Source organism: Brevibacterium aurantiacum (assembly GCF_007558825.1).
Lineage (GTDB): Bacteria > Actinomycetota > Actinomycetes > Actinomycetales > Brevibacteriaceae > Brevibacterium > Brevibacterium aurantiacum_A.
The window spans coordinates 100,248-122,379 of the sequence record NZ_VLTK01000006.1; the positions used below are offsets into that span (position 1 = coordinate 100,248).

Here is a 22,132-nt window from a genome sequence, read left to right on the forward strand (position 1 = left end):
CCCCTCTGGAGGTGGTCACCCTGATCGATATCGAACCCGGCATGGTAGTTGCTGGTCGTTACGTCGTATCAACGGTCGATCGTCGGTGGCTCGAGGACAATCCACAGGCGGGAGCCGTGTGCACGGCCCTCGACGCCATTCTCGATGAACCCGTCCTCATCCACGTCGCCGATGCCGACGGGTCCACGGATGTTCTCGAAGCAGCGCGACGGGTCTCCATCCTCGGCGATCATCGCATTGCCCCGACCTTGGATGTCGGTCATTCGAACGGACTCGACTATGTCGTGTCCAAGCGCATTGCCGTCACCTCACTCAGCGAGATCCTGCCCAAGTCACCGCTTCCCATCGATGCCGCCCGCGCTCTCATCGGCGAGATCGGAACAGTTCTCGTCACGGCTGCCCGACGCGGCCTGTTCCACATGTTCCTGCGTCCGAACACGGTGGGCATCACGACTAAGGGCACCGTCCTGGTCTCCGGCATCGGCATCGATGCCGCTCTGGCCCTGGGCACGGGAGTCATCCGCCCCGAGGACTACACACCGACGAAGGCATCTCGAGAGGATGCCCTGGGTCTCATCCGGCTTTTCTACGCCGCCATCACCGGCTACTGGCCCACCGATGAGCCATTCAACGGCATACCCGCAGCAGGGCGCGAGAATTCCCGCATTGCGAGGGCCAAGAGCCTCAATCCCGAGATCTCCAATGAACTCGATGACTTCGTCAGCGGCATCCTCACTGGGACCGATCCAGGCCCTGGCTCCGTAGCTGAGGTGCTGGGCTACCTGGACGAGTGGGATGCCGAGCTTCTGCGCTACGTCAACCGTACTCCGGTACTCGACAACGACAGTGTCTTCAACCAGTCGCCGCGCAGCTTCGACGAGGCGACGAGCCTACCCGCACCACGATCAACGTCGATGGGTACGTCCACTGCGAACACAGCCAGCGACGACCAGGTCAAAGCGGCTCTGGTTCGCATCGGCATCACCCGTCCGGGAACTCGCGGACTGGCTGTGGGAGTCGTCGGCAAGACGACGGGGCAGTATGCCGACCGTATGCAGATGCGTGAGGCCTCGAGCTTCCCGATCGGCAAGGATCAGCTCGATAACGCCACCCAGGACTGGGAGGAGTGGGAGCCTGAACAGACCTATTCGGAGTACTCCGCATACGCCGACCATGAATATGACGAGAATCTGACGTCTCCGATCATGAATCGTGACGCCCAGGATTCGGACCCCGACACCCAGGCCCTCGACGTGGTGTCCGAGGACGGCGTTGACGAGGTCGAGGACGATAACGATACCCGCGTCATCATGGATGACGAGGACGATGGGTCGTGGTTCCTCGGCGGAATGTTCGAGACTCATGAGCAGCAGCGCGAGCATCAGCTGCGCGAGTACGAACGCGAACGACGCATCGCCAAGGCCAAGGAAGACGAAGCACGCCGGCGCATCGCCGCGCTCGAGGCGGCCTCGACATCCAAACGACAAGAGGCGAACGCCGCAACGCCACCCAAACAGGTGCGCAGGCTTTCGCCCACTGCTGTCGATGAGTCACCAACCGATTCGTCTCGTCCAACCGCGCCCGTTGCCGCAGTCTCGCCCGAGCAGAAGTCGGACGACGATTCTGGAGCTGCATCAGCCGGAGCTGCCGGCGTCGCGGGGGCTGCCGCCGTCGGGGCAGCTGGAGCTTCCAAGTCCGCTGGCTCCGGGGGCAAGAAGAAGAATTCAACCACACCCAAGTCGGCTTCTGCTGGGGCAACGACAGGTGGTGCGGGTGTCGGCGCATCCGGCGCTGCGGCTGCTGGCGGTTCAGCTGCCGGCGCGGCGGCAGGCGGTGGATCTGCCGACAATGGCGGGGACCCGGATGGTGACCCGTCGAGTTCGCGAAAGCCGTTCGCCTGGTTGGTCCTTGCGCTGGTGGTCATCGCAGCCATCGTGATCTCGATTGCGGTCTTCAACTTCACTTCCGGCGACGACGAGCCTGAAACGGTAGCCGAGACCTCCGCCCCAGCCAAGACTGAGGACGGCAAGGATAAGAAGACAGAGGAACCCAAGGCAGATCCTCCGAAGATCGATAAGGTCAAGGCGTTGGACCCCGAGGGTGACGATGAGGAGAACGACGACGAGGCCGAAGACGTCGTCCCCAATACGGACGGGTCATGGCGGACCGACCGCTACAATTCGGCATCGTTCGGCAACCTGAAGTCCGGCGTCGGACTGCACTTCGAACTCGAAGACAAGACGACGGTGAAGGAAGTCAAGGTCAAGTCCTCGAACTCGGGCGGGTCCTTCGAGATTCGCAATGGTTCCGATCCTGACGATGCAAAGAAGGTCGGCGAGGGCGAATTCGACTCGGACGGCGTCACCATCAAACTCGATGATGACGTTGAGACGGACAACCTGATTCTCTGGGTGACCGAGCTTCCTCAAGACGATGGCGGCTTCCGTGCCATCATCAACACCGTCGACTTCAAATAAGAGCCCGTTCCAGGCTCACGGTCCTTGCTGACCCTGGCAGACGTCCGCCTGAGGGATCGACACCGGGTCTGGGAGATGCGGCGTGCATCGCTTGAGGCCAGATGCGGAATAGTCGCAACCGCCGTACCGTTATGCGTACGATAGTCAATCCGTGCCGCGATCGAGCGGGACTCTGAGTACACAGCGAGCAGAAACAGGGAATTTTCACATGACTGATACACAATTGGTGATCATCGGGTCGGGTCCGGCCGGATACACCGCGGCCGTCTACGCGGCTCGTGCGAACCTTTCGCCCGTGGTCATTGCAGGTTCTGTGACAGCAGGTGGTGAGCTCATGAACACCACCGACGTTGAGAATTACCCCGGTTTCCCCGCCGGAGTGCAAGGTCCAGAACTCATGGAGAGCATGCGCGAGCAGGCTGAGAAGTTCGGCGCCGAGGTGATCTACGACGATGTCGCGACCCTCAAACTGGAGCCCGGTGCCCATCAGATCGAAACTGCGCTGGGAGCCAGGTACACGGCTCAGGCAGTCATCCTCGCCACCGGCTCTGCGTACCGCGAGCTCAACCTTCCCAATGAGAAGAAGCTCTCCGGCCACGGCGTCAGCTGGTGTGCCACCTGCGACGGCTTCTTCTTCCGAAATCAGCACATCGCTGTTGTCGGCGGGGGCGACTCGGCCCTCGAAGAGGCAACATTCCTCACTCGGTTCGCCTCCAAAGTGACCCTCATCCACCGTCGTCAAGAGCTTCGTGCTTCACAGGCGATGCAGGATCGGGCAGCCGCCGATGAGAAGCTCGAATACCTCCTCGACAGCGAAGTCACCGAGATCCACGGCGAAGACTCACTCACTGGTCTCACGGTCCGCAACACTGTCTCAGGTGAAACGTCTGAACTGCCGGTCACCGGCTTGTTCGTGGCAATCGGCTCGGATCCCCGCACCAGTCTCTTCGGCGATCAGCTCTCGCTGCGTTCCGATGGCTATCTCAACGTCGAAGGGCGAACCTCCAAGACCGCGGTCGAAGGCGTATTCGCTGCGGGCGACGTCATCGACTCCGTCTACAGGCAGGCCATTACGGCTGCGGGATCAGGCTGCTCGGCAGCCCTCGATGCTGAACACTACCTGGCCGATCTCGATGCCGTGACAAAACAGGCCGAGGCCGTAGCCGCTGAGGCTTCACAGGCTCCAGCGCCGATTGCGTCCTGACAGACACCACTCGACTGACACCAACTGCCACGAAGCACACGCTTCACCTGACCTGACGAAGGTCTATGCGCGAGCTCGGGGAATGAATCCTGCACAACGGCTGTTTCCGCTAGAGAACATTGTTAAGAGAAAGGTTGCTCATGTCGACAGAAGTCACTGATGCCACGTTCGAAGAGACCGTATTGAAGTCCGACAAGCCAGTGCTCGTCGATTTCTGGGCTCCATGGTGCGGCCCTTGCCGCATGGTCAGCCCGATCGTTGACCAGATCGCGGAAGAGAACACCGAGAAGCTCAACGTGGTCAAGGTCAACACCGACGAAAACCTAGAGACGGCGAGCAAGTACGGAATCACCTCGATTCCTGCGCTCTACGTCTTCAAGGATGGTGAAGTAGCAAAGACCATCATCGGTGCACGGCCCAAACCTGCGCTTGAGGATGAGCTCTCCGACTTCATCTGATCATGTTCTAAGGCGCCTGTTGTACGATCAACAGGCGCCTTAGGTCTACCCAGATTCAGGCAGGAACACGTTCAGAACTTCGCACAGCAGATTGGCATGGCATTGACTCACAACCCACACCCGCCGTTTTCACGCGGGCACAGCTCTGAGGTGCTGCCCAACATCAAAGCTCAGATGGCTCGTCTGGGGCTCAATGTTGGTCAAGCCGAATCTGTCGAGTTCGACCGGACCTTCGAACTCGCCGTCCGGCAGTTCCAACAGGTGCGAGGGATTCTCTGTGACGGCGTGATGGGCACAGAGACCTTTTCAGAGCTCGAGCGGGCTAGATATCAACTCGGCGACCGTGTCCTCCGCTATGACCCTGTGAGAGTCCTTACAGGCGACGATGTACTCAGACTGCAGCGGACTCTCGCCGGTCTTGGATTCTACGCAGGCCGCATGGACGCCGAGTACTCAGCGATCACTGACGCCGCCGTCAAAGAGCTGCAGATGAGTCTCGGCACCAAGGTCGACGGAGTGGCAGGACCACAGACACTGCGCGGACTCGACGCGATTGACCGCAAACAGGACACCGGGAATCTCTTTGCTCTTGAAGAACGAGCTCGAGTTGCAGCTTCTGGGACCTCGCTTGCCGGTCGCACCTTCGTCATCGAGGCTGCAACTACAGTTGTAGATTTCGAAACTCTTCCAATGACGAAGACTCAAGCCGACACCGAGCGGCGCATCACCACCGATATAGCAAGCCGACTTGCCGGCCGATTGGAAGCTGTGGGTGCAGGAGCAGTCGTACTCAACGGCGACGCTGTCGAGGTCAACAAGGCCGACCAACTCGGTGCTTCCGCCGTCATCACAGTCACCGCGGACGTCAACAAGTCCAAAGACGCAAACGGAATCGCAACCTTCTTCTTCGGGCACGAGACTCACTCCGACATCAATTCTCCGACCGGTGCACGTCTGGCTGAACTCATTCAGAGCGAACTCGCTGCCAGGACGGGAATGAGAGACTGCAGGAGCCATGCTCGCACTTGGTCTTCTCTGAAGCGGCTCCGCACTCCAAAGGTCCACGTGGTCGCCGGCTACCTCACTAACGCAGACGATCTCGATAACCTCGAAGACGCCAACGTACGAGATGCGATTGCTGACGGCATCGCAGCTGGCCTGCAGAGACTATACGTGCGCGAGGACTCTGATCCAGAAACTGGGACTCTCAGCCTGGCAGAAATCAAGGCGTACAGCTAGAAGCTCGATGCCTTAGGTTTCACGTGAAACGCGTGGTCGACGGCTCTCAACGCAACTTAGTAGCCGACGCCTGTTCCCGCGATGCCTCCGATCTACCAACTTGAATTCATTCGTTGACTGCTGATCTCCTAGTCTGAAGACTATTTGTTGAGTCACGCACTCCATCCTGCGTTGCGATTCGCAACCTATTTCATTTCATAGGGCTAGGCACATCTGTATCGGGATAGATGAGACCGTCCAGACAGATTCGTACTGGTGACCAGCCAGCTCGGGCGACCAGCAAACTCGGTTGGACGTTATCCGACGAAATCGATCTTCCGGCCTGGGTTCAACGGCCTCATCATCGAACGTCAAGTATTCCCATTCATCTAATTGGGTCAGCGCCGACGCACTACTGTGAGCCCATGTGGCGGCCCATGCCGTTACTAACGCATACACTCCTACGAAGAATCTATCCCGAGTACTAGCGAGGACTAATTGTACGTGTACGGGTTCATAGAACGACATTGCTCATAGAAAATACCGAGCAACCGATTCATCCGACGGCGGTTTCAGGTGAAACATGCATAGCGTGCTCTACACAACCGGCGAGTCAGAGTTCGCGGGCGCACAGTGATCTGGGCGGCTCATCTCGCTGCTGGGAACGATGCTCGGGTCGACATTCGCGGCTCGGCCTTCAACACTCAACCAGCGTCCTGGATATTCACTCCATACACCGTCATGAATTTCTCAGTATCTCCTGCCCTTGGCAAATGACTCAATGCCGATCTAGGTCGTTTCCGTTTCACGTGAAACCATCTGAAATCAATGATCTGAAGCCTTCCAAATATCGCGAACAAACGATCTTGAGATCTCTCTGCAGCTGGCGTGGGTATTCTGGCATAAAGTGTTGACTCGTTCGGGCCGGAAGCGCCGAATCCTGAACAAGTCGAATCAAGTAGCGCCTCAGCACTACTCCAAGGACGAGACAACGCTGAGATGAACCAGCCCAACGGATAATAATCTAATGTTTCACGTGAAACTGCACTCGCTCACGCATGGACCACAATGTGGCCGTCAGGACGAGTGTAGGCACACGTCGCGTAGTGGACGCCCTAGATCGGCCCTAAAAGCACAGTCCCGGACGATACGATGACTCGACGGCCACTCATGACTTTCCAGTTAGTCCAGTGATTGTCGGCAACGTCCTACAAGGGCCCGGACCTCTGCTTCATCCAGGACTGATGGCGCCCGGCCACTGGTTAGTGCAACAATTTGTTCCACGTGAAACAATCGCCAGCTTCCGTCCGCGACCGTTGTGTGGAGGACCACGCACAGCTCAAGAATGCGGCTGTTTACGCAAGCGACTAGCGAATCAAGGTCAGCTGTTAGCCGTGCGGTCTTCCTCTTATGCAGCATAGACAGAAGTAGACCGCAACGAAGAGAATTGGGCGTTTGAGGTCTAACGATCGTTGGCCAAACGCTAAAACTACTCGACCGTCAACACCCGCCTCAGACCTACATCAATACTGTTTCACGTGAAACGCTTCGCGCAACGTTGTATTACGCATTCCAAGGTTCACAACTTGCCATTAGTCGACGGCGACTCGCCCGCCGTGGTCAACGCCGCGATCCTTGGCCGCCAACAGCCAAAGAGCGTTGATGCAAGGTCATTGAGAACTGATCACACGTGTCCGCCCACCGGCATCGGAGACGGCTACTGGGCATCGGCAAGCGCCACGGTTGCTCATATTCACCATTGACAGGTGGAGACCCAGTTCGCGGCTTTCGATACGGAATCCCATTTGTTGATGGCGAAATACGGGCGCCTGCGATCGAACAAGAGGGAATCGTTTCACGTGAAACATTCGCCAGAGCGTGACCCGTTGTATGTCCGGCGCAGAAGAGGTGGACTCCAGACGCCGGCCATGTCCAGGGCACTCAAACGCAGAAGAGAGTTGCCGTGGAAGCTAGTGCGAATGAAGTCCATAGCCATCAGTCGCGCCCGAATAGATGACTGGTTGCTCCTTACGTGGTGTTGAACGGCGGTGTTAACAGGTCTGCACCAGCGAATACGACAACGGGGAATATGATGTTTGCCGTTTCACGTGAAACTATCATCTTGCGCCGGGCAATGCCGGGGAAGTACCGTCACGTTTCGCAAGATGAGCGCGAGCCCTCTTCCTTTGCAGACCAGCCGCATTTGCGTTCGCAATTCCTAACCGAGCCTGCGCCGCTCGGAGTAGAAAGCCTATACACGAGACACCCTCTACACCGGACGGCCTAAGGCTGTATTGGCTCTCCCCTCGCGATCATACCCACGGTAGCTAGCTCCTTCCCAAGCAGGCGGGCGACACTGCCGACCTTTGGTTTCACGTGAAACCTATCCGAGGCGGAGCTCCGTGGGAAGAACAAATCAATAGTAATGGACGAGGGGGACGAGTACATGCCGTACTCCGAGTTCATACCCTTCGTACTGCGACAATCCTTCACGATCCACAGCCACCCTTTTCAATTTCAGTATCTTCAATTGCATTCGTAACAATCCCTTCACTGGCCGACCATCCGCTGCTCGGGAGCACAATTCGTTGTCTGCCCAAACCACAAGTGGCGGATGGAATGAAGGAGGTTTCACGTGAAACAATCATCGGCCGCCCACCACGAGGGACAGTTGGACCCGAAATCTTCAATAGCGACATCGGCTTCATTAGGCCCAAGCATTCGTGTTCCGCATCGTCCGGAATGGTCAATCGAGGATACAGGTAGCCAATTTCGCCACCACTAGCGCCTGACTGCTGAGTTCACTCTGGCCTGCAGGCCATGAGCAATTGCAAGGCGCCATTCGGCTAAACTGCCGGGCATTCATAGTGATCTGTGGTTTCACGTGAAACAATCGCAAGATGCCCGACAGGGCGCGACGACTTGGCGCCGATGTTTAGTCTTCCATAGCCGCCAAACCCCTCCGGGAAGCCGAATGGGCAAACCCCAATTCGACGGCGCTCGGCATGATAGTCAAAATGTTCAAAAGCCTAGCCGCCAACAGGTCCAAGAACCCTATTCACAGTCTCACTGAAACGGGAGGCCGAGGTAACCTACCTGCACTAGCGCCGAAGTCCAGCTGAGCACGAGGGGTTGAATACAAGTTGGGCGGGTCACGATGAACAATGTCATCATCACCCGCCCAACTTCAAACGACCAGAGGCAGCTATTCCGCCGGCGCCTCAACTCCAAGCAAAGTGAGGATGCGATCGAGATCGTCTTGGTTCGCGAACTCCACGCTCAGCTTGCCCTTCTTCTTTCCAACCGTGATGTTGACCTTAGTGTCAAGACGATCGCCCAGGCGTTCAGCAACTTCAATGAACTGAGGCGCTACTCGGGTGGTTGCACGTGAAACATTCATCGAGTCGCCACGGTTAAGAAGCACGACAGCTTCTTCGGACGCTCTCACAGAGAGGCCCTCAGCAACGATGCGCTGAGCAAGAATCTCCATATGCTCCGGTTCGCGAAGACCGAGGATCGCACGAGCGTGCCCTGCCGAAATGACGCCAGCAGCTACACGCCGTTGGACCAACGGGGGCAACCGAAGCAGGCGAAGCGTATTGGAAATCTGAGGGCGAGAACGTCCGATACGTTCGGAAAGCTCCTCCTGTGTGCACCCGAAGTCCTCGAGCAGCTGGCCATAGGCAGCAGCCTCTTCCAATGGGTTCAGTTCCGCTCGGTGCAAGTTCTCAAGCAGAGCATCCCGCAAGAGGTCTGTGTCGTCGACGTAGCGAATGATTGCAGGGATGGTTGACAGACCTGCGTCCTTCGTCGCCCGAAGACGACGTTCGCCCATGATGAGTTCGAAGCGTTCGTGATCGCTTGGCTTCTGCCGGACGACGACCGGCTGCAGCACACCGATCTCGCGGATGCTGTGGACAAGTTCACTGAGCTGATCTTCGTCAAAGAAGGTACGTGGCTGACGAGGGTTGGCATCAATACGGTCGACGTCGATCTCGCCGAATTCCGTATCAGGGATCGAATCAACTCCGGCAGTCCCTGTATCCTCGTCCGCTACTGAGTCCTCGTCTTCGTTAACGGAGGCTGGGCTCGACGAGGCCGGCGACGGCGTCGAGGCCGGACCTACTTCATCTGTAGTCACCGGGTTGTCTGACGCGGTCTCTTGTCGAGCCTCATCGAAGATCTCATGACCCGACCTGTACACCCCGGGATGTGTCTCCAGAACATCGTCGGCCCGTGTCGACTCCTCGTCCTTTTGATCCGCGGTCAAGTCCACAGGTGTCGCTTCGACGTCGGGCTCAGCAGTACCAACGCCAGAAGCCTCCAAACCAGCTGTGCCGGCGAGCTCCGATTCAGGAGTCCAATCGACACCGGCAGTCGCGGGTGCCTCCCGCTTCGCCTTGGTGTTCGAAGCACGGCTTGCAGTCTTGGTTGCTGTCGAGGTCTGAGCACTCGATTCCGCAGACGCCGACTTCACTGAAGAGCTACCCGTCGCAATGGTGTTCGCTGCGCTGGTTTTGGCCGTTGCGGACTTCGTCCCTGAAGACGTCTTCTTCGTCGTCGTCTGAGACCCGCCAGGCTTCGAGGAGGTTGACCCAGTTGCTTTCTTCGCAGACGCACTCTTGGCTGGCCCACTCTTTGGAGCCGTGCTTTTCGAAGTGGTGCTCTTCGCAGCCGTGTTCTTCGAAGTGGTGCTCTTCGCCGGCGCCGACTCAGATGCAGGCCCATCCGTCCTAGGAGTCTTCGACGTCGAAGACGTGGATGAAGTTCCGGCCTTAGGCTTGCGCCTACGTGAGGACTGCATAGACGCTGCAGGATCAGTGCGAACGGTCCGAGGTGCCTTCGGCTCTTCTGCGGTCTCCTTGGCCTCTTCGGGCTCGCCACCGGAGAAGAACACGTCAACTGGTCGGTCGTTCGACGCCGCGTCCGGAATCAAAGCGCCCAGACCACGACCCAATCCACGCTTCCTGCGTTCAGCCACGATTTACTCCTCGTTGTGCGATTTCTTCGGCCGCTTCCCGATAGGACAAAGCGCCACTGGAATGGGGGTCGTATGAAATGACAGTCTGTCCGTAGCTCGGAGCCTCTGAAATGCGCACGGAGCGTGGAATCGAGGATGATAGGACCTGATCGGGGAAGTGAGTCCGTACATCATCCGCTACTTGGGCGCTCAGGTTGGTCCGCCCGTCGTACATCGTCAGAAGGATCGTGGAGATCGCCAATTTAGGATTGAGATGCTTCTGGATGAGCTGAATATTCTTCAGCAGCTGGCTCAAGCCCTCAAGCGCATAATATTCGCACTGAATCGGGATGAGAACTTCGCGGGCGGCGACGAAGGCATTGACTGTCAGAAGGCCTAAGCTCGGAGGGCAGTCCACGATCACGTAGTCCACTCGACTTCCCACTGCAGCCTGTTCATCGAGATAGACATTCAGGGACCTCTGCAGGCGCTGCTCTCGAGCGACAAGGGACACCAGCTCGATCTCGGCCCCGGCCAGATCAATGGTCGCCGGCACGCATTTGAGAGTCTCGAAGTCCGGGCACTGCGCTACGGCTTCACGCATGGGGACGTCATCGATGATCACATCGTAGATGCTGGTGACTTCCGAATAGTGGTCGATGCCTAGAGCAGTGCTGGCGTTGCCCTGTGGATCGATGTCGATGAGCAGTACGTTGAGATTCTGATTCGCCAGCGCAGCTGCGATATTCACAGCGGTCGTGGTTTTCCCGACGCCGCCCTTCTGGTTGGCGATCGTGAAGATCCGGGTAAAGTCTGGTTGTGGAAAACTCACCTGCGACAGTCGATCGGCGCGTCGATTGTCGCGCGCGATTGCAGCACCTATGGGAGACGACTCGTCCATGATCGGCATTCGGCGCACTCCATCATCCATTGGTTTCACAAAGCTATACTCAGCCTAGACCAAATCTACTTCGTACTATTTCTTGACTATCTCGACGACACGGCTAGGCACTTCGAGGATTCCGCCGTCGACGATGTGAATCTTCGGCTGAGACAGTCGGCATCGCTTCAGCAGCTTCTTCGTCTTGGCCAGTTCAGCCTCGACAGAAGCACCTTTGAGCGCGAGGATCCGTCCATCAGGGCCCATCACTTCATGAGTCCATTCGATGAGAGTCGTCATCGCCTTGACCGCCCTCGATGTCACAACGGTGAACATCTCCTCGTCAACGAGTTCCTCGACGCGGGCTCGGACGATGCGAACGTTGTCCAGTTGGAGATCATCGACGACCATCTTCAGCCATTCGACCCGCCGCTCCATCGGTTCGATGAGGACCACCTGCGCTTCAGGACGGAGCAGAGCAATCGGAATTCCTGGCAGTCCGGCGCCACTGCCGACGTCGCCGACGACGTCACTGTCATCGATGAACTCAGCCACAACAGCACAGTTGAGGATGTGCCTGGTCCAGAGCCGGTCGATCTCGCGGGGACCGATCAGTCCCCATTCGATTCCGGTGGTTGCCAGATGCTGCGCATACCGGGTAGCTGCGGGGTAGGCGGCCCCGAAGAACTCTTCGGTACCCGCCGGGGGAACTTCTAGAGCGGAAATGTCAGTCATGGGCAGGACGGACGAGTACATGCCGGCCGTCACCCTCACCTTCGGACTCAGAAACCAAACCGGCCTGAGCAACCTGATCGTGGATAATCTTGCGCTCAAAGCTGTTCATCGGTTTGAAAGCGAATTCATTGCCCGATTCTTTGACATCTTCGATTGCGCGCTTCGCCTGTTTGATGAGCTCGTCGCGACGGTTGTTGCGGAAGCCGTCGATGTCGAGCATCAGCCAGGATCGCTGGCCGGTGCTGGTCTGGACTGCCAGCCGACTCAGCTCCTGGAGTGCGCCGAGGGTTTTGCCTTCTCGGCCGACCAACGTGCGCAGGTTGGAATCATCGTCGTCTTCGCAGACGATCGACAGTTGAGCGCGTCCGTCTCCGACATCGATGTCGATGTCGCCATCGATGTCGGCAAGGTCCATCAGTTCTTCGAGGTAGTCCGCTGCGATCTCTCCCTCTTCTTCGAGGAGCTCGGCTCTCGTCGGCTTCGCATCCTTTTCGGCGCCGCTGTCCGCAGCACCCGCGTCGACAGTCTCATCGACAGTCTCTTCAACAGTCGTGTCGACATTCTCTTCAGTCATGGTTCTTCCTCAGCGCTTCTTGTTCTTCTTGCGGTTCTTGCTCACCGGCTGCTGCCGCTGACGGCTCTGGTTCGAGGTCTGCTCAACAGCAGTGGCGGTGCCGCCCTTGATCTCAGGCTGCTGTACGGGCTTGCCCTTGCGAGCCTTCCGCTCCAGCATCTCCTTCTCGGCTTTGGAGCCGGGGGCTGGCATATTGCGGATGACCACGTGCTGCTGGCACATCGTCCAGGTGTTCGAGACGAGCCAGTAGAAGAGGACGCCGAGCGGGAAGTAGATACCGCCGATGCCGAAGACGAGGGGCATCACGTAGAGGAGCATCTTCTGCGACTGCATCATCGGGTTCGCCATGGCGGACTCCGACATGTTCTTCGCCATCATCTGCTTCTGCGTGATGAACATGGTCGCCGCCATGATGACGATAAGGATGCCAGTGAGGAATTTGACGGCGATACCCGGGTCGGTGAAGACCGCAGACAGCGAAATTCCGAAGACAGACGACTTTTCCGCCTGAATCGCTAGCTCCTGAGTGAATCCACCGATAGCGTTGATTTTCCCCGAAGCTACATCCGGCATGTTGTGGATGACGCGGAACAGGGAGAAGAAGATCGGCATCTGCACGAGGAGAGGCAGACACGAGGCCCACGGACTTGTCTTATTGTCGCGGAACAGGCTCATCTGCTCTTCGGCCATGGCCTGACGCGAGTACTGATCCTTCTTGCCCTTGTACTTAGCCTGCAGGCGCTGAATCTCAGGCTGCAGCAGCTGCATCTTCCGCTGGGACTTGATCTGATAGACGAACAGCGGAATCAGGATTGCACGGATCACCAGGGTCAGCCCGGCGATCGACAGAACCCAGGTCCAGCCATTGGCTGCTGGCAGACCGATCGCAGTGAAGATCTCGTGGAAGATCGCGAGGATCCAAGCAACTACCCACTGCAGCGGGTAGAGCAGCTTGTCCATCCAGTCCATTCAGTACTCCTCGTTACAACGATTCTTCACGATCGTTCATTTTGCCATTGTTCGCGGGTCTTCGCGACACAGAACCACGGGTCCTGCTCTCGCGTGTACCGGAGGGGTCAGCCACCGGATTGTCGTGATCCACAGACGCGCTGAACATCTGCTTCACACGACACAATTGTCAGCGGCCATCTTCGTCAAACATTGAAACAGAGCGGGCCTGGCGTGCTGAACCGGGAACATGGTCCACCCCGCCATGGGAAAAAGGATTGCATCGCAGTATTCGCCACCCAGTTAACACCATTCCCTTGAGAACTCCGTGTATCTCGAAGGCCTCCAGGCCGTACATCGAGCAACTGGGATAGTACCGACACACCTGTCCGTACAGTGGAGACACCACGATTCGATAAGCTCTGATGAACCACACGAATGGCATGCGCGGCCCGATTCGGATCACCCACCAGACTGTGGGCCAGAAACCGGCCGGTCTGCGGGGCACCTCCGAGGGGTGTTTCAGATCATGTTCGGCGTCCACGGCTCTCTAGTTTCTTCTGCGCTTTGTCCATCAGCATCGTGACCTCGGACTCAAGCACGGAGAAGTCGGCTTCTGCTGCCTGGGGCAATGCTCTGATCACGAACAGAGCACCGGGATCAAGGCTGTCGAGCCGGACTCGCATGATCTCTCGAAGACGACGTTTCACTCGGTTCCGTCGAACGGCGTTTCCAACGGCCTTGGATACGATGAAACCCACGCGTGCAGCGTGGGAATCATCACTATCAATCAGGCTGTGTGCCATCAAATGGTCCGAGCGCACACGGACGCCAGCTTTGAAGACTCTTCTGAAGTCGTCTCCGCTGCGAATCCGGTGAGCCGCGGTGATCACACTTATGCCGAAACTTCGGCACGTCCCTTGCGACGACGTGCGGCCAGGATCGAACGGCCGGCGCGAGTCCGCATGCGCAGACGGAAGCCGTGCTTCTTGGCGCGCTTGCGGTTATTGGGCTGGAAAGTACGCTTACTCACTTCAAGTCTCCGATTTCTAGGTTGCGGTCGAACGACGGTGCGTTCTCACAAAAAACGGCGGTACGAGTCTCGACCGCCGAGCACTCCTGTGCATAAGAGCCAAAAGATATTCAAGATAATCGGATGAAGCCCGGTACACAGGACACTCCATCTTAGCCAAGGTCAAAGTCCCTGGTCAAACTCGATGCCAATGTTTCATGTCATTGTTGTGAACTGTTCGCCGGAATTCATCCTCTGCACATATGCGGTCGTCCACAAGTAACAAGCGTGTAGTTTTCCACATGGTTATCCACCAGTGTGGAGGATTACAGGGATGACTCGTCAGTTCTCCACAAACTGTGGAAAACTATGTGGAAGTCATGCACAGGTGTGGACCATGCCAATAAGAGACTACGAAAACGGAGGAAGATTGACGGTGTCGAATTCCAAGAATGAGCTCATCAGCCAATGGCGGACGGTGGTCTCGACCCTGGATCAGGACCCCAGTCTCACCGCTCATCAGAGAGGCTTCCTCTCGCTTGCTGTGCCCAAGGCTCTCGTCGACAACGCATTGGTCCTGCTTGCTGTCCGGGATGAGCACACGCGCAGAACCATTGAGACTCGTCTCCTCGGACCTCTGACCAGGGAGTTCTCTCATGTTCTTGGTTTCGAGGTGACCTTCGGGTTCGTCGTCGATCCCGAGCTCGACGTTCCGATCAGGTTCGAAGATCTCATCGGCGAACCCACACCGGGATCACCCATCGAAATCGATCCGGAGACGTCCACCTCGGCGAGGGGATCTACCGGGTCTCCTGCCTATGCGCCGTCACAGACCGCGACCGCTCAGCCTCAGACCCCGGCACCCTACAACCGCGCCCCACATCCGCAGCCGCAGATGCCCAGGTACGAGGACACCGGGCCAGCGCCCAGCAACGGGGCACCTGTGGAAAGAACGACGCGAGAGATGAAGATCGCCGAGGCGACCGCCGCCCAGTCGACCCCACCGGTCGAGGTTCCCGGCGTCGCCCAGCTCAACCCCAAGTACACCTTCGACACCTTTGTCATCGGAGCGTCCAACCGCTTCGCCCATGCTGCGGCCTTCGCCGTGGCCGAGGCACCGGCCAAGGCCTATAACCCACTGTTCATCTACGGCGATTCGGGGCTGGGCAAGACACACCTCCTGCACGCGATCGGGTACTACGCGACGCAGCTGTTCCCCGAGATCAGAGTGAAATACGTCTCGAGCGAAGAATTCGTCAACGACTTCATCAACACGATCGGTTCGTCGAAGACCTCGAACTCCCTGCGACCAGCATTTCAGCGTCGCTACCGCGAGGTCGACATCCTGATGATCGATGACATCCAGTTCCTGCAGGGCAAGGATGCGACGGTCGAAGAGTTCTTCCACACATTCAATGCTCTGCACAATGAAGTCAAACAGGTCGTCATCACCTCTGACCAGCCCCCGAAAATGCTCAAGGGCTTCGAGGAGCGACTGCGCTCACGCTTCGAGTGGGGCCTCCTGACAGATGTGCAGCCCCCGGACATGGAGACGCGCTTTGCGATTCTGCGTCGGAAGGCGGCCGGCGAACAGCTCGATGTTCCCAATGACGTGCTCGAATACATCGCCTCGCGGATCTCCTCTAACATCCGCGAACTCGAGGGGGCTCTCATTCGTGTGACAGCCTTCGCCAACCTCAACGATCAACAGGTCGATGTCAGTCTGGCCGAGACCGTCCTGAAGGACTTCATCACCCAGGACGACACCCCAGCCATCACCGCTGCCGACATCATGGGTCAGACCGCTGCCTACTTCAGCCTCACTCTCGATGATCTGTGCGGCACGTCCCGATCACGGACACTGACCACTGCTCGACAGATTGCCATGTACCTGTGCCGTGAACTCACGGAACTGTCGCTGCCGAAGATCGGACAGGCATTCGGCGGCCGCGATCACACCACCGTGATGCACGCGAACAAGAAGATTCGAACTCAAATGGCTGAACGACGGGCGGTCTACACTCAGGTCACCGAGCTAACAAACCGCATTAAACAGCAACATCGCCTATAGAACGCGGTATACACATCTGTGGATAACCATGGGGACAAACCACGTAACCTGGGGATAGAATGGTGGATAACTTCACGAAGTGAGTGGACGGATGTGAACTACATGGATGTGCTTACCCAGGCGCCCACCGAAGCATGCGTGAGCGTACACAGGGGATCCACACCCTCGGAGGTCGCTCAGCCCTTGATTACTAGGGCGTAACAGTTGGTTGTCCACAATCTCCACAGGTGCTAATACTTCTACTCCATGAATTGAAGTTGTAAGAGGGTGACCGCCACCGACTGCATCGGCTCGGTCGGGAAGCTCTCGAGGAAGAGCTCGATACAGACTTTGACCGCAGCCAAATATTCGAACACATGGTCACGGTCGATTCTCGAATGCGAGATCCTGCAGGTCCTAGTCTGAGCAGAGCCTGCGGCTGATCATGTTGTTGTCAGCCCGATGCCCCGAGGCTGAGATTTCCGCTAGGCTGTGTAGAGTTTTCCGAGCAACGTCAAGCCAGTGTCTTGAAGACGTCGGGTGGTCGCCCCGAAGGAGTAAAGTGAACGCCGAAGCATCTCCCCTGAAGTTCAAAGTCAACCGCGATGTCCTTGCCGATGCGGTGACTTGGGCTACCAAGACCCTCCCCAGTCGTCCTTCCGCACCAGTGCTCACCGGCATTCTCATCACCGCCGAGGCTGGTGGGACCGTTCGTCTCTCCGTCTTTGACTACGAAGTCTCATCCCGAGTCGAGATCTCAGCCGAGGTCGTCACCCCCGGCACCGTCCTCGTCTCCGGCCGACTCCTTGCCGACATCTCCAAGGCCCTCCCGAACCAGGAAGTCACCCTCGAGCAGATCGATTCGAAGGTCGACGTCACCTGCAGCTCGTCTCGGTTCTCACTGATGACGATGCCTGTAGGCGAATACCCATCGTTGCCACAGGTCCCCGACGCCTCAGGAACCGTGGCCGCCGGCGAATTCCAGAACGCCGTCTCACAGGTCACGATCGCAACTTCGAAAGACGACACTCTGCCGATCCTGACCAGCGTTCGGGTCGAGATCGAGGGCGAAAAGGTCACGCTTCTGGCCACCGACCGCTATCGACTCGCTGTCCGGGAGTTCACCTGGAATCCCGGACGCCCTGACGTCTCCGCTGTCGCACTGCTGCGCGGACGCACTCTCTCCGATGTCTCGAAGTCACTCGGCGGTGATGTCACGATCGGTCTGAGCAACGATGCAGGCAAGGATCTCATCTCCTTCACCTCGGCGGGCCGAGTCACAACCTCACTCCTCGTCGAAGGCGAGTACCCCAAGGTTCGTTCGCTGTTCCCTGATTCCGTGCCGATCCACGCAATCGTCGAAACCGGCGTTCTGCGTGAGGCTGTCCGTCGTGTCTCCCTCGTCGCCGAACGGAACACTCCGCTGCGCTTCGAGGTCAGCGACGGAATGCTCACACTCCACGCCGGAACCGGCGACGATGCCCAAGCGTCGGAAGCCGTCGAGGCAGTGCTCCAAGGTGACCCGATCACCGTGGGCTTCAACCCTCATTACATCGCCGAAGGTCTCGCTGCCATCGAGAGCCCATATGTGAACTTCTCGTTCACCCAGCCGATGAAGCCCGTCATCATCTCGGGTCAGAAGGATCTGGAATCGTCGGCCGACGAATCGTATCGGTACTTGCTCATGCCAACGCGTATCTGAATGTGGATATCCCGACTTTCGCTGCGTAACTACCGGTCCTATCCCGAACTCGACCTCGAGTTCGAACCCGGGGTGACCACATTCGTGGCCGACAACGGGACCGGCAAGACCAATATCGTCGAAGCCATCGGGTATCTTGCTCATCTGCGCTCTCATCGAGTTGCCTTTGATGCGCCGCTGGTCAATGAATCCGCCCAGACGGCAACCGTGTCCGCTCTCGTCAACCGCGATCAGCGACATGCCACGGTCGAAGTCTCGATTCAGTCCAAGGGCGCGAACCGGGCACGGGTCAACCGCTCCCCGGTGAAGATGAAGGAGATACTCGGACTCGTCTCCTGTGTCGTCTTCGCACCAGAGGATCTCAGCCTTGTCCGGGGCGAACCAGCAGAACGACGTTCATGGATCGATACACTGGTTGTGTCCCGCAATCCTCGCTATTCCTCGGTGATCACAGATTTCGAACGTGCTCTCAAACAGCGCAACGCGCTGCTCAAACGTCTGCGCGAGGATCGCGACCCCGGCCTCGAGGCTACTTTGGACATCTGGAACATGGCCTATGCGGACTCCGCCTCTGAGCTCGTGTACGGCAGGCAGAGGATCCTCGCCGATATCGTCGAGCCGTTGCAGAAGAACTTCGCCTATATCGCTGCCGATGCTCGACTGGAACGCCAGGGAATCAAGGCTCGCTACGAATCACGCATCGACTATTCTCAGGCCGAGTCCGCTGCCGAATGCCGGGAGCTGCTGCTGGCCGCCCTCGAGCGCAGACGCACCACGGAGATCGAACGGGGTCTGACCCTGCACGGTCCCGGTCGTGACGATCTGGCTCTGACCATCGGCGAACATCCGGCGAAGGGCTACGCCTCACACGGCGAAACATGGTCGCTGGCTCTTGCCATGCAGTTGGCCGGATGGGATCTGCTGAGTTCCGATGCCGGGTCGGCCGCCGAGCAGCCGGTCCTTGTCCTCGACGATGTCTTCGCCGAACTCGACACTGGGCGTCGGAACCGACTTGCCTCTCGGATCACTGAAGCTGAGCAGGTATTCATCACTGCAGCCGTCGACGGAGATCTGCCAACAGGTCTTGAGGGCCGAAGGATCGGTCAGGAGCGTCTGCTCCCATGAGCGGGATCGAGAAGGACACCTCAACTCCGGTCGCGGCACTTGAAGCTCTTGATCGGGTGCGTCGGATGGAAGCGACCGAGGCGAAGTTCGTCCGCAGCCGTCGTCGGTCACGACTGCGAGGCGAAGCCATCTACTCCTCGCCGGGCAAGGACAAACGTGACCCTGCGGCGATCTCATCGGCGCTGGGAAAGCTGATCTCCTCCCGAGGTTGGTCATCTTCCATCGACATCGGCAAGGTGCTGGGCCGGTGGCCCGATCTGGTGGGACAGCAGGTCGCAATGCACTGCAAACCCGTCGACTTCTCTCCTCCGCTGCTGATCATCGCCGCCGACTCGACGACATGGGCGACTCAGCTGCGGGTGCTCAAGCCCACGATCCTCAGAGCATTGGAGGCTGGTCTCGGCTCGCAGACGATCACGGAGATTGAGATCCGCGGGCCACGAGGACGCAGTTTCAAGAAGGGTCGGCGCAGTGTGTCCGGTCGGGGGCCACGGGACACCTTCGGCTGAGGAGTTTCTGAGTCTGCACGGTGGAAGAGATGAGAAACCATAGAGGGCCTTAAACGGCGATAGCCGGTCCCGTTCGTGCCCGGGGGTACATCTGGGGCTTCAAAAATCCGCATATGCACCTTAATGGGCCGCTTACGGGCATTTCAGGGTGTGGCGCGGTAGAATAGGAAGCTGTTAGCGCCCACCCGCACTAGGAGTCATATGACGACCGAGGATCTACCCCATTACGATGCCGGGGATATTACGGTACTTGAGGGTCTCGAAGCAGTTCGCAAACGACCTGGCATGTATATCGGTTCGACTTCGGAACGCGGTCTCCACCACCTGGTTCAGGAAATCGTCGACAACTCCGTCGATGAGGCGATGGCCGGGTACTGTGATCACATCGAGGTGACGATCCTCGCCGACGGCGGTGTGAGAGTCGTCGATGACGGGCGTGGAATGCCGGTGGCGATGCACCCCACAGAGGGTAAGCCCACCGTTGAGGTGATCCTGACCGTTCTGCACGCCGGCGGCAAGTTCGGCGGAGGCGGCTATGCTGTGGCCGGCGGTCTGCACGGCGTGGGTTCGACAGTGGTCAATGCGCTGTCCGAGCGCCTGGAGGTCGAGGTCCGACGCGACGGCTACGTGTGGAACATGGACTTTGAGAAGGGTGTTCCCACCGGGGAGCTTCGCCGCGGCGAGGAGACTTCCGAGACCGGCACGATGGTGACCTTCTGGCCGGACTCGACGATCTTCGAGACCACCGATTTCTCGTATGAGTATCTGCGCGCCCGCTTCCAGCAGATGGCGTTCCTCAACAAGGGCCTGAAGATCAGCCTGACCGATGAACGGCACGTTCAGATCGACGACGACAACGTTCAGATCGACGAGGACGAAGACACAGACGCCAAACCGCGTGAGGCGACGTATCACTACGAGCACGGTCTGCTCGACTACGTGCAGTACCTGAACGCGACGAAGAAGGCCGATCTCATCCACCCGGATGTCATCGTCTTCGAGTCCGAGGAGCCCGGCGAGACGCTCTCTCTCGAAATCGCGATGCAGTGGACGACCTCCTACAGCGAATCGGTTCACACCTACGCCAACGTCATCAACACTCATGAGGGCGGCACGCACGAAGAGGGCTTCCGCACGGCACTGACCTCGCTGATCAACAATTACGCTCGGGAGCAGAAACTCCTGCGGGAGAAAGACGCGAACCTCACCGGTGACGACATCCGTGAGGGGCTGACAGCTGTCATCTCGGTCAAGCTCGGCGATCCGCAGTTCGAAGGCCAGACGAAGACGAAATTGGGCAACTCCGAGGTCAAGGGCTTCGTCCAGCGCGTTGTCCGCGATGAACTCGGCCACTGGATGGAATCCAACCCGGCTCAGGCCAAAGACGTTGTACGCAAGGGCCTCCAGGCATCCCAGGCGAGATTGGCTGCACGCAAGGCCCGTGAAGCCACGAGGCGCAAGGGACTGCTCGAATCCTCGGGCATGCCCGGCAAGCTCAAGGACTGCCAGTCCAAAGACCCGACGATCTCCGAAGTCTTCATCGTCGAGGGTGACTCCGCAGGCGGCTCCGCAACACAGGGGCGCAACCCGAATACCCAGGCGATTCTGCCGCTGCGCGGCAAGATCCTCAATGTGGAGAAGGCTCGACTCGACCGGGCGCTGGGCAACAATGAGGTCCAGGCCATGATCACGGCCTTCGGCACCGGCATCGGCGAAGAGTTCGATCTTGACAAGCTGCGTTACCACAAGATCGTGCTCATGGCCGACGCGGATGTCGACGGCCAGCACATTACGACGTTGCTGCTGACCTTGATCTTCCGTTACATGAAGCCGTTGGTCGAACACGGCTACGTCTACCTGGCGACTCCTCCGCTGTATCGGCTCAAGTGGTCGAACGCCCCACACCAGTTCGCCTACACCGACAATGAGCGCGATGGTCTGCTCGAAACCGGACGAGCCTCCGGTAAGCGTCTGCCCAAGGACATGGCGATTCAGCGCTACAAGGGTCTGGGCGAGATGAACTATGAGGAGCTGTGGGAGACCACGATGGATCCTGACCACCGGTTGCTCAAGCAGGTGTCGCTCGACGATGCGATTGTGGCCGATGAGATCTTCACGGTGCTCATGGGCGATGACGTGGATTCGCGTCGACGCTTCATCCAAGAGAACGCGAAAGACGTTCGCTTCCTCGATATCTGATCCTCACCGTCGGTTCTCGGCCATTGCCGGGAGCCGACGGTCACAAAGACTCTCACGAATTCACTCACCGCCGTGCTGCGC

The 22,132-nt window shown here is 58.4% G+C and carries 17 protein-coding genes; 9 read left to right on the plus strand and 8 right to left on the minus strand.

From position 1 onward, the window contains the following. Positions 1 to 11 precede the first annotated feature (11 nt). From FO013_RS11780 to FO013_RS11795, 4 genes are all read left to right on the plus strand, one after another. Entirely contained in the window at positions 12 to 2,477 is a 2,466-nt protein-coding gene (locus FO013_RS11780) for a protein kinase family protein (protein WP_143922735.1), read from the plus strand. Between the two features lie 208 nt (positions 2,478 to 2,685). After that, a complete protein-coding gene (gene trxB, locus FO013_RS11785) occupies positions 2,686 to 3,681 on the plus strand; it encodes a thioredoxin-disulfide reductase (protein WP_143922736.1) in 996 nt (331 codons plus the stop codon). A gap of 140 nt (positions 3,682 to 3,821) precedes the next feature. After that, positions 3,822 to 4,139: a thioredoxin gene (gene trxA, locus FO013_RS11790; protein WP_009882752.1), complete on the plus strand. Its 318-nt coding sequence runs from the start codon at positions 3,822 to 3,824 to the stop codon at positions 4,137 to 4,139. A gap of 96 nt (positions 4,140 to 4,235) precedes the next feature. Then, positions 4,236 to 5,378 carry an N-acetylmuramoyl-L-alanine amidase gene (locus FO013_RS11795; RefSeq protein WP_260848113.1) on the plus strand — a complete coding sequence of 381 codons (1,143 nt, stop codon included), beginning with the start codon at positions 4,236 to 4,238 and terminating at the stop codon, positions 5,376 to 5,378. 3,184 nt (positions 5,379 to 8,562) lie between these two features. On the opposite strand, the gene FO013_RS23420 is transcribed toward FO013_RS11795, so the two are convergent. The 8 genes from FO013_RS23420 to rpmH form a co-directional block, all read right to left on the minus strand. Continuing rightward, complete coding sequence (locus tag FO013_RS23420; RefSeq protein WP_472924388.1) at positions 8,563 to 9,684, minus strand: ParB/RepB/Spo0J family partition protein; 1,122 nt, start codon at positions 9,682 to 9,684, stop codon at positions 8,563 to 8,565. 646 nt (positions 9,685 to 10,330) lie between these two features. Beyond that, positions 10,331 to 11,227, minus strand: coding sequence for a ParA family protein (locus FO013_RS11805; RefSeq protein ID WP_143922738.1), 897 nt, complete (start codon positions 11,225 to 11,227; stop codon positions 10,331 to 10,333). Positions 11,228 to 11,293: 66 nt separating this feature from the next. Next, complete coding sequence (gene rsmG, locus FO013_RS11810; RefSeq protein ID WP_260848114.1) at positions 11,294 to 11,932, minus strand: 16S rRNA (guanine(527)-N(7))-methyltransferase RsmG; 639 nt, start codon at positions 11,930 to 11,932, stop codon at positions 11,294 to 11,296. Then, positions 11,925 to 12,506, minus strand: a complete 582-nt coding sequence (locus FO013_RS11815) for a Jag family protein (protein WP_143922740.1) — start codon at positions 12,504 to 12,506, stop codon at positions 11,925 to 11,927. The genes rsmG and FO013_RS11815 overlap by 8 nt, the downstream gene beginning before the upstream one ends. A 9-nt stretch (positions 12,507 to 12,515) precedes the next feature. Beyond that, positions 12,516 to 13,475, minus strand: a complete 960-nt coding sequence (yidC, locus tag FO013_RS11820) for a membrane protein insertase YidC (protein WP_143922741.1) — start codon at positions 13,473 to 13,475, stop codon at positions 12,516 to 12,518. 169 nt (positions 13,476 to 13,644) lie between these two features. Continuing rightward, the gene (gene yidD / locus FO013_RS11825; RefSeq protein ID WP_313900586.1) at positions 13,645 to 13,899 is read right to left on the minus strand and encodes a membrane protein insertion efficiency factor YidD; all 255 of its coding nucleotides are present in this window, start codon (positions 13,897 to 13,899) and stop codon (positions 13,645 to 13,647) included. 82 nt (positions 13,900 to 13,981) lie between these two features. Continuing rightward, entirely contained in the window at positions 13,982 to 14,347 is a 366-nt protein-coding gene (gene rnpA, locus FO013_RS11830) for a ribonuclease P protein component (protein ID WP_143922743.1), read from the minus strand. A 2-nt stretch (positions 14,348 to 14,349) separates the two neighbouring features. Beyond that, a complete protein-coding gene (rpmH, locus tag FO013_RS11835; RefSeq protein WP_009882743.1) occupies positions 14,350 to 14,487 on the minus strand; it encodes a 50S ribosomal protein L34 in 138 nt (45 codons plus the stop codon). A gap of 415 nt (positions 14,488 to 14,902) precedes the next feature. Here rpmH and dnaA point away from each other — a divergent pair, with 415 nt between their 5' ends. The 5 genes from dnaA (at position 14,903) to gyrB (ending at position 22,051) form a co-directional block, all read left to right on the plus strand. Then, positions 14,903 to 16,537, plus strand: a complete 1,635-nt coding sequence (gene dnaA / locus FO013_RS11840; RefSeq protein ID WP_143922744.1) for a chromosomal replication initiator protein DnaA — start codon at positions 14,903 to 14,905, stop codon at positions 16,535 to 16,537. A gap of 541 nt (positions 16,538 to 17,078) precedes the next feature. Continuing rightward, positions 17,079 to 18,218 carry a DNA polymerase III subunit beta gene (gene dnaN, locus FO013_RS11845; RefSeq protein ID WP_186293075.1) on the plus strand — a complete coding sequence of 380 codons (1,140 nt, stop codon included), beginning with the start codon at positions 17,079 to 17,081 and terminating at the stop codon, positions 18,216 to 18,218. Next, the gene (recF, locus tag FO013_RS11850; protein ID WP_143922745.1) at positions 18,219 to 19,343 is read left to right on the plus strand and encodes a DNA replication/repair protein RecF; all 1,125 of its coding nucleotides are present in this window, start codon (positions 18,219 to 18,221) and stop codon (positions 19,341 to 19,343) included. Continuing rightward, entirely contained in the window at positions 19,340 to 19,852 is a 513-nt protein-coding gene (locus FO013_RS11855; RefSeq protein ID WP_143922746.1) for a DciA family protein, read from the plus strand. The genes recF and FO013_RS11855 overlap by 4 nt, the downstream gene beginning before the upstream one ends. A gap of 201 nt (positions 19,853 to 20,053) precedes the next feature. Next, a complete protein-coding gene (gyrB, locus tag FO013_RS11860) occupies positions 20,054 to 22,051 on the plus strand; it encodes a DNA topoisomerase (ATP-hydrolyzing) subunit B (RefSeq protein WP_143922747.1) in 1,998 nt (665 codons plus the stop codon). Positions 22,052 to 22,132 lie beyond the last annotated feature (81 nt).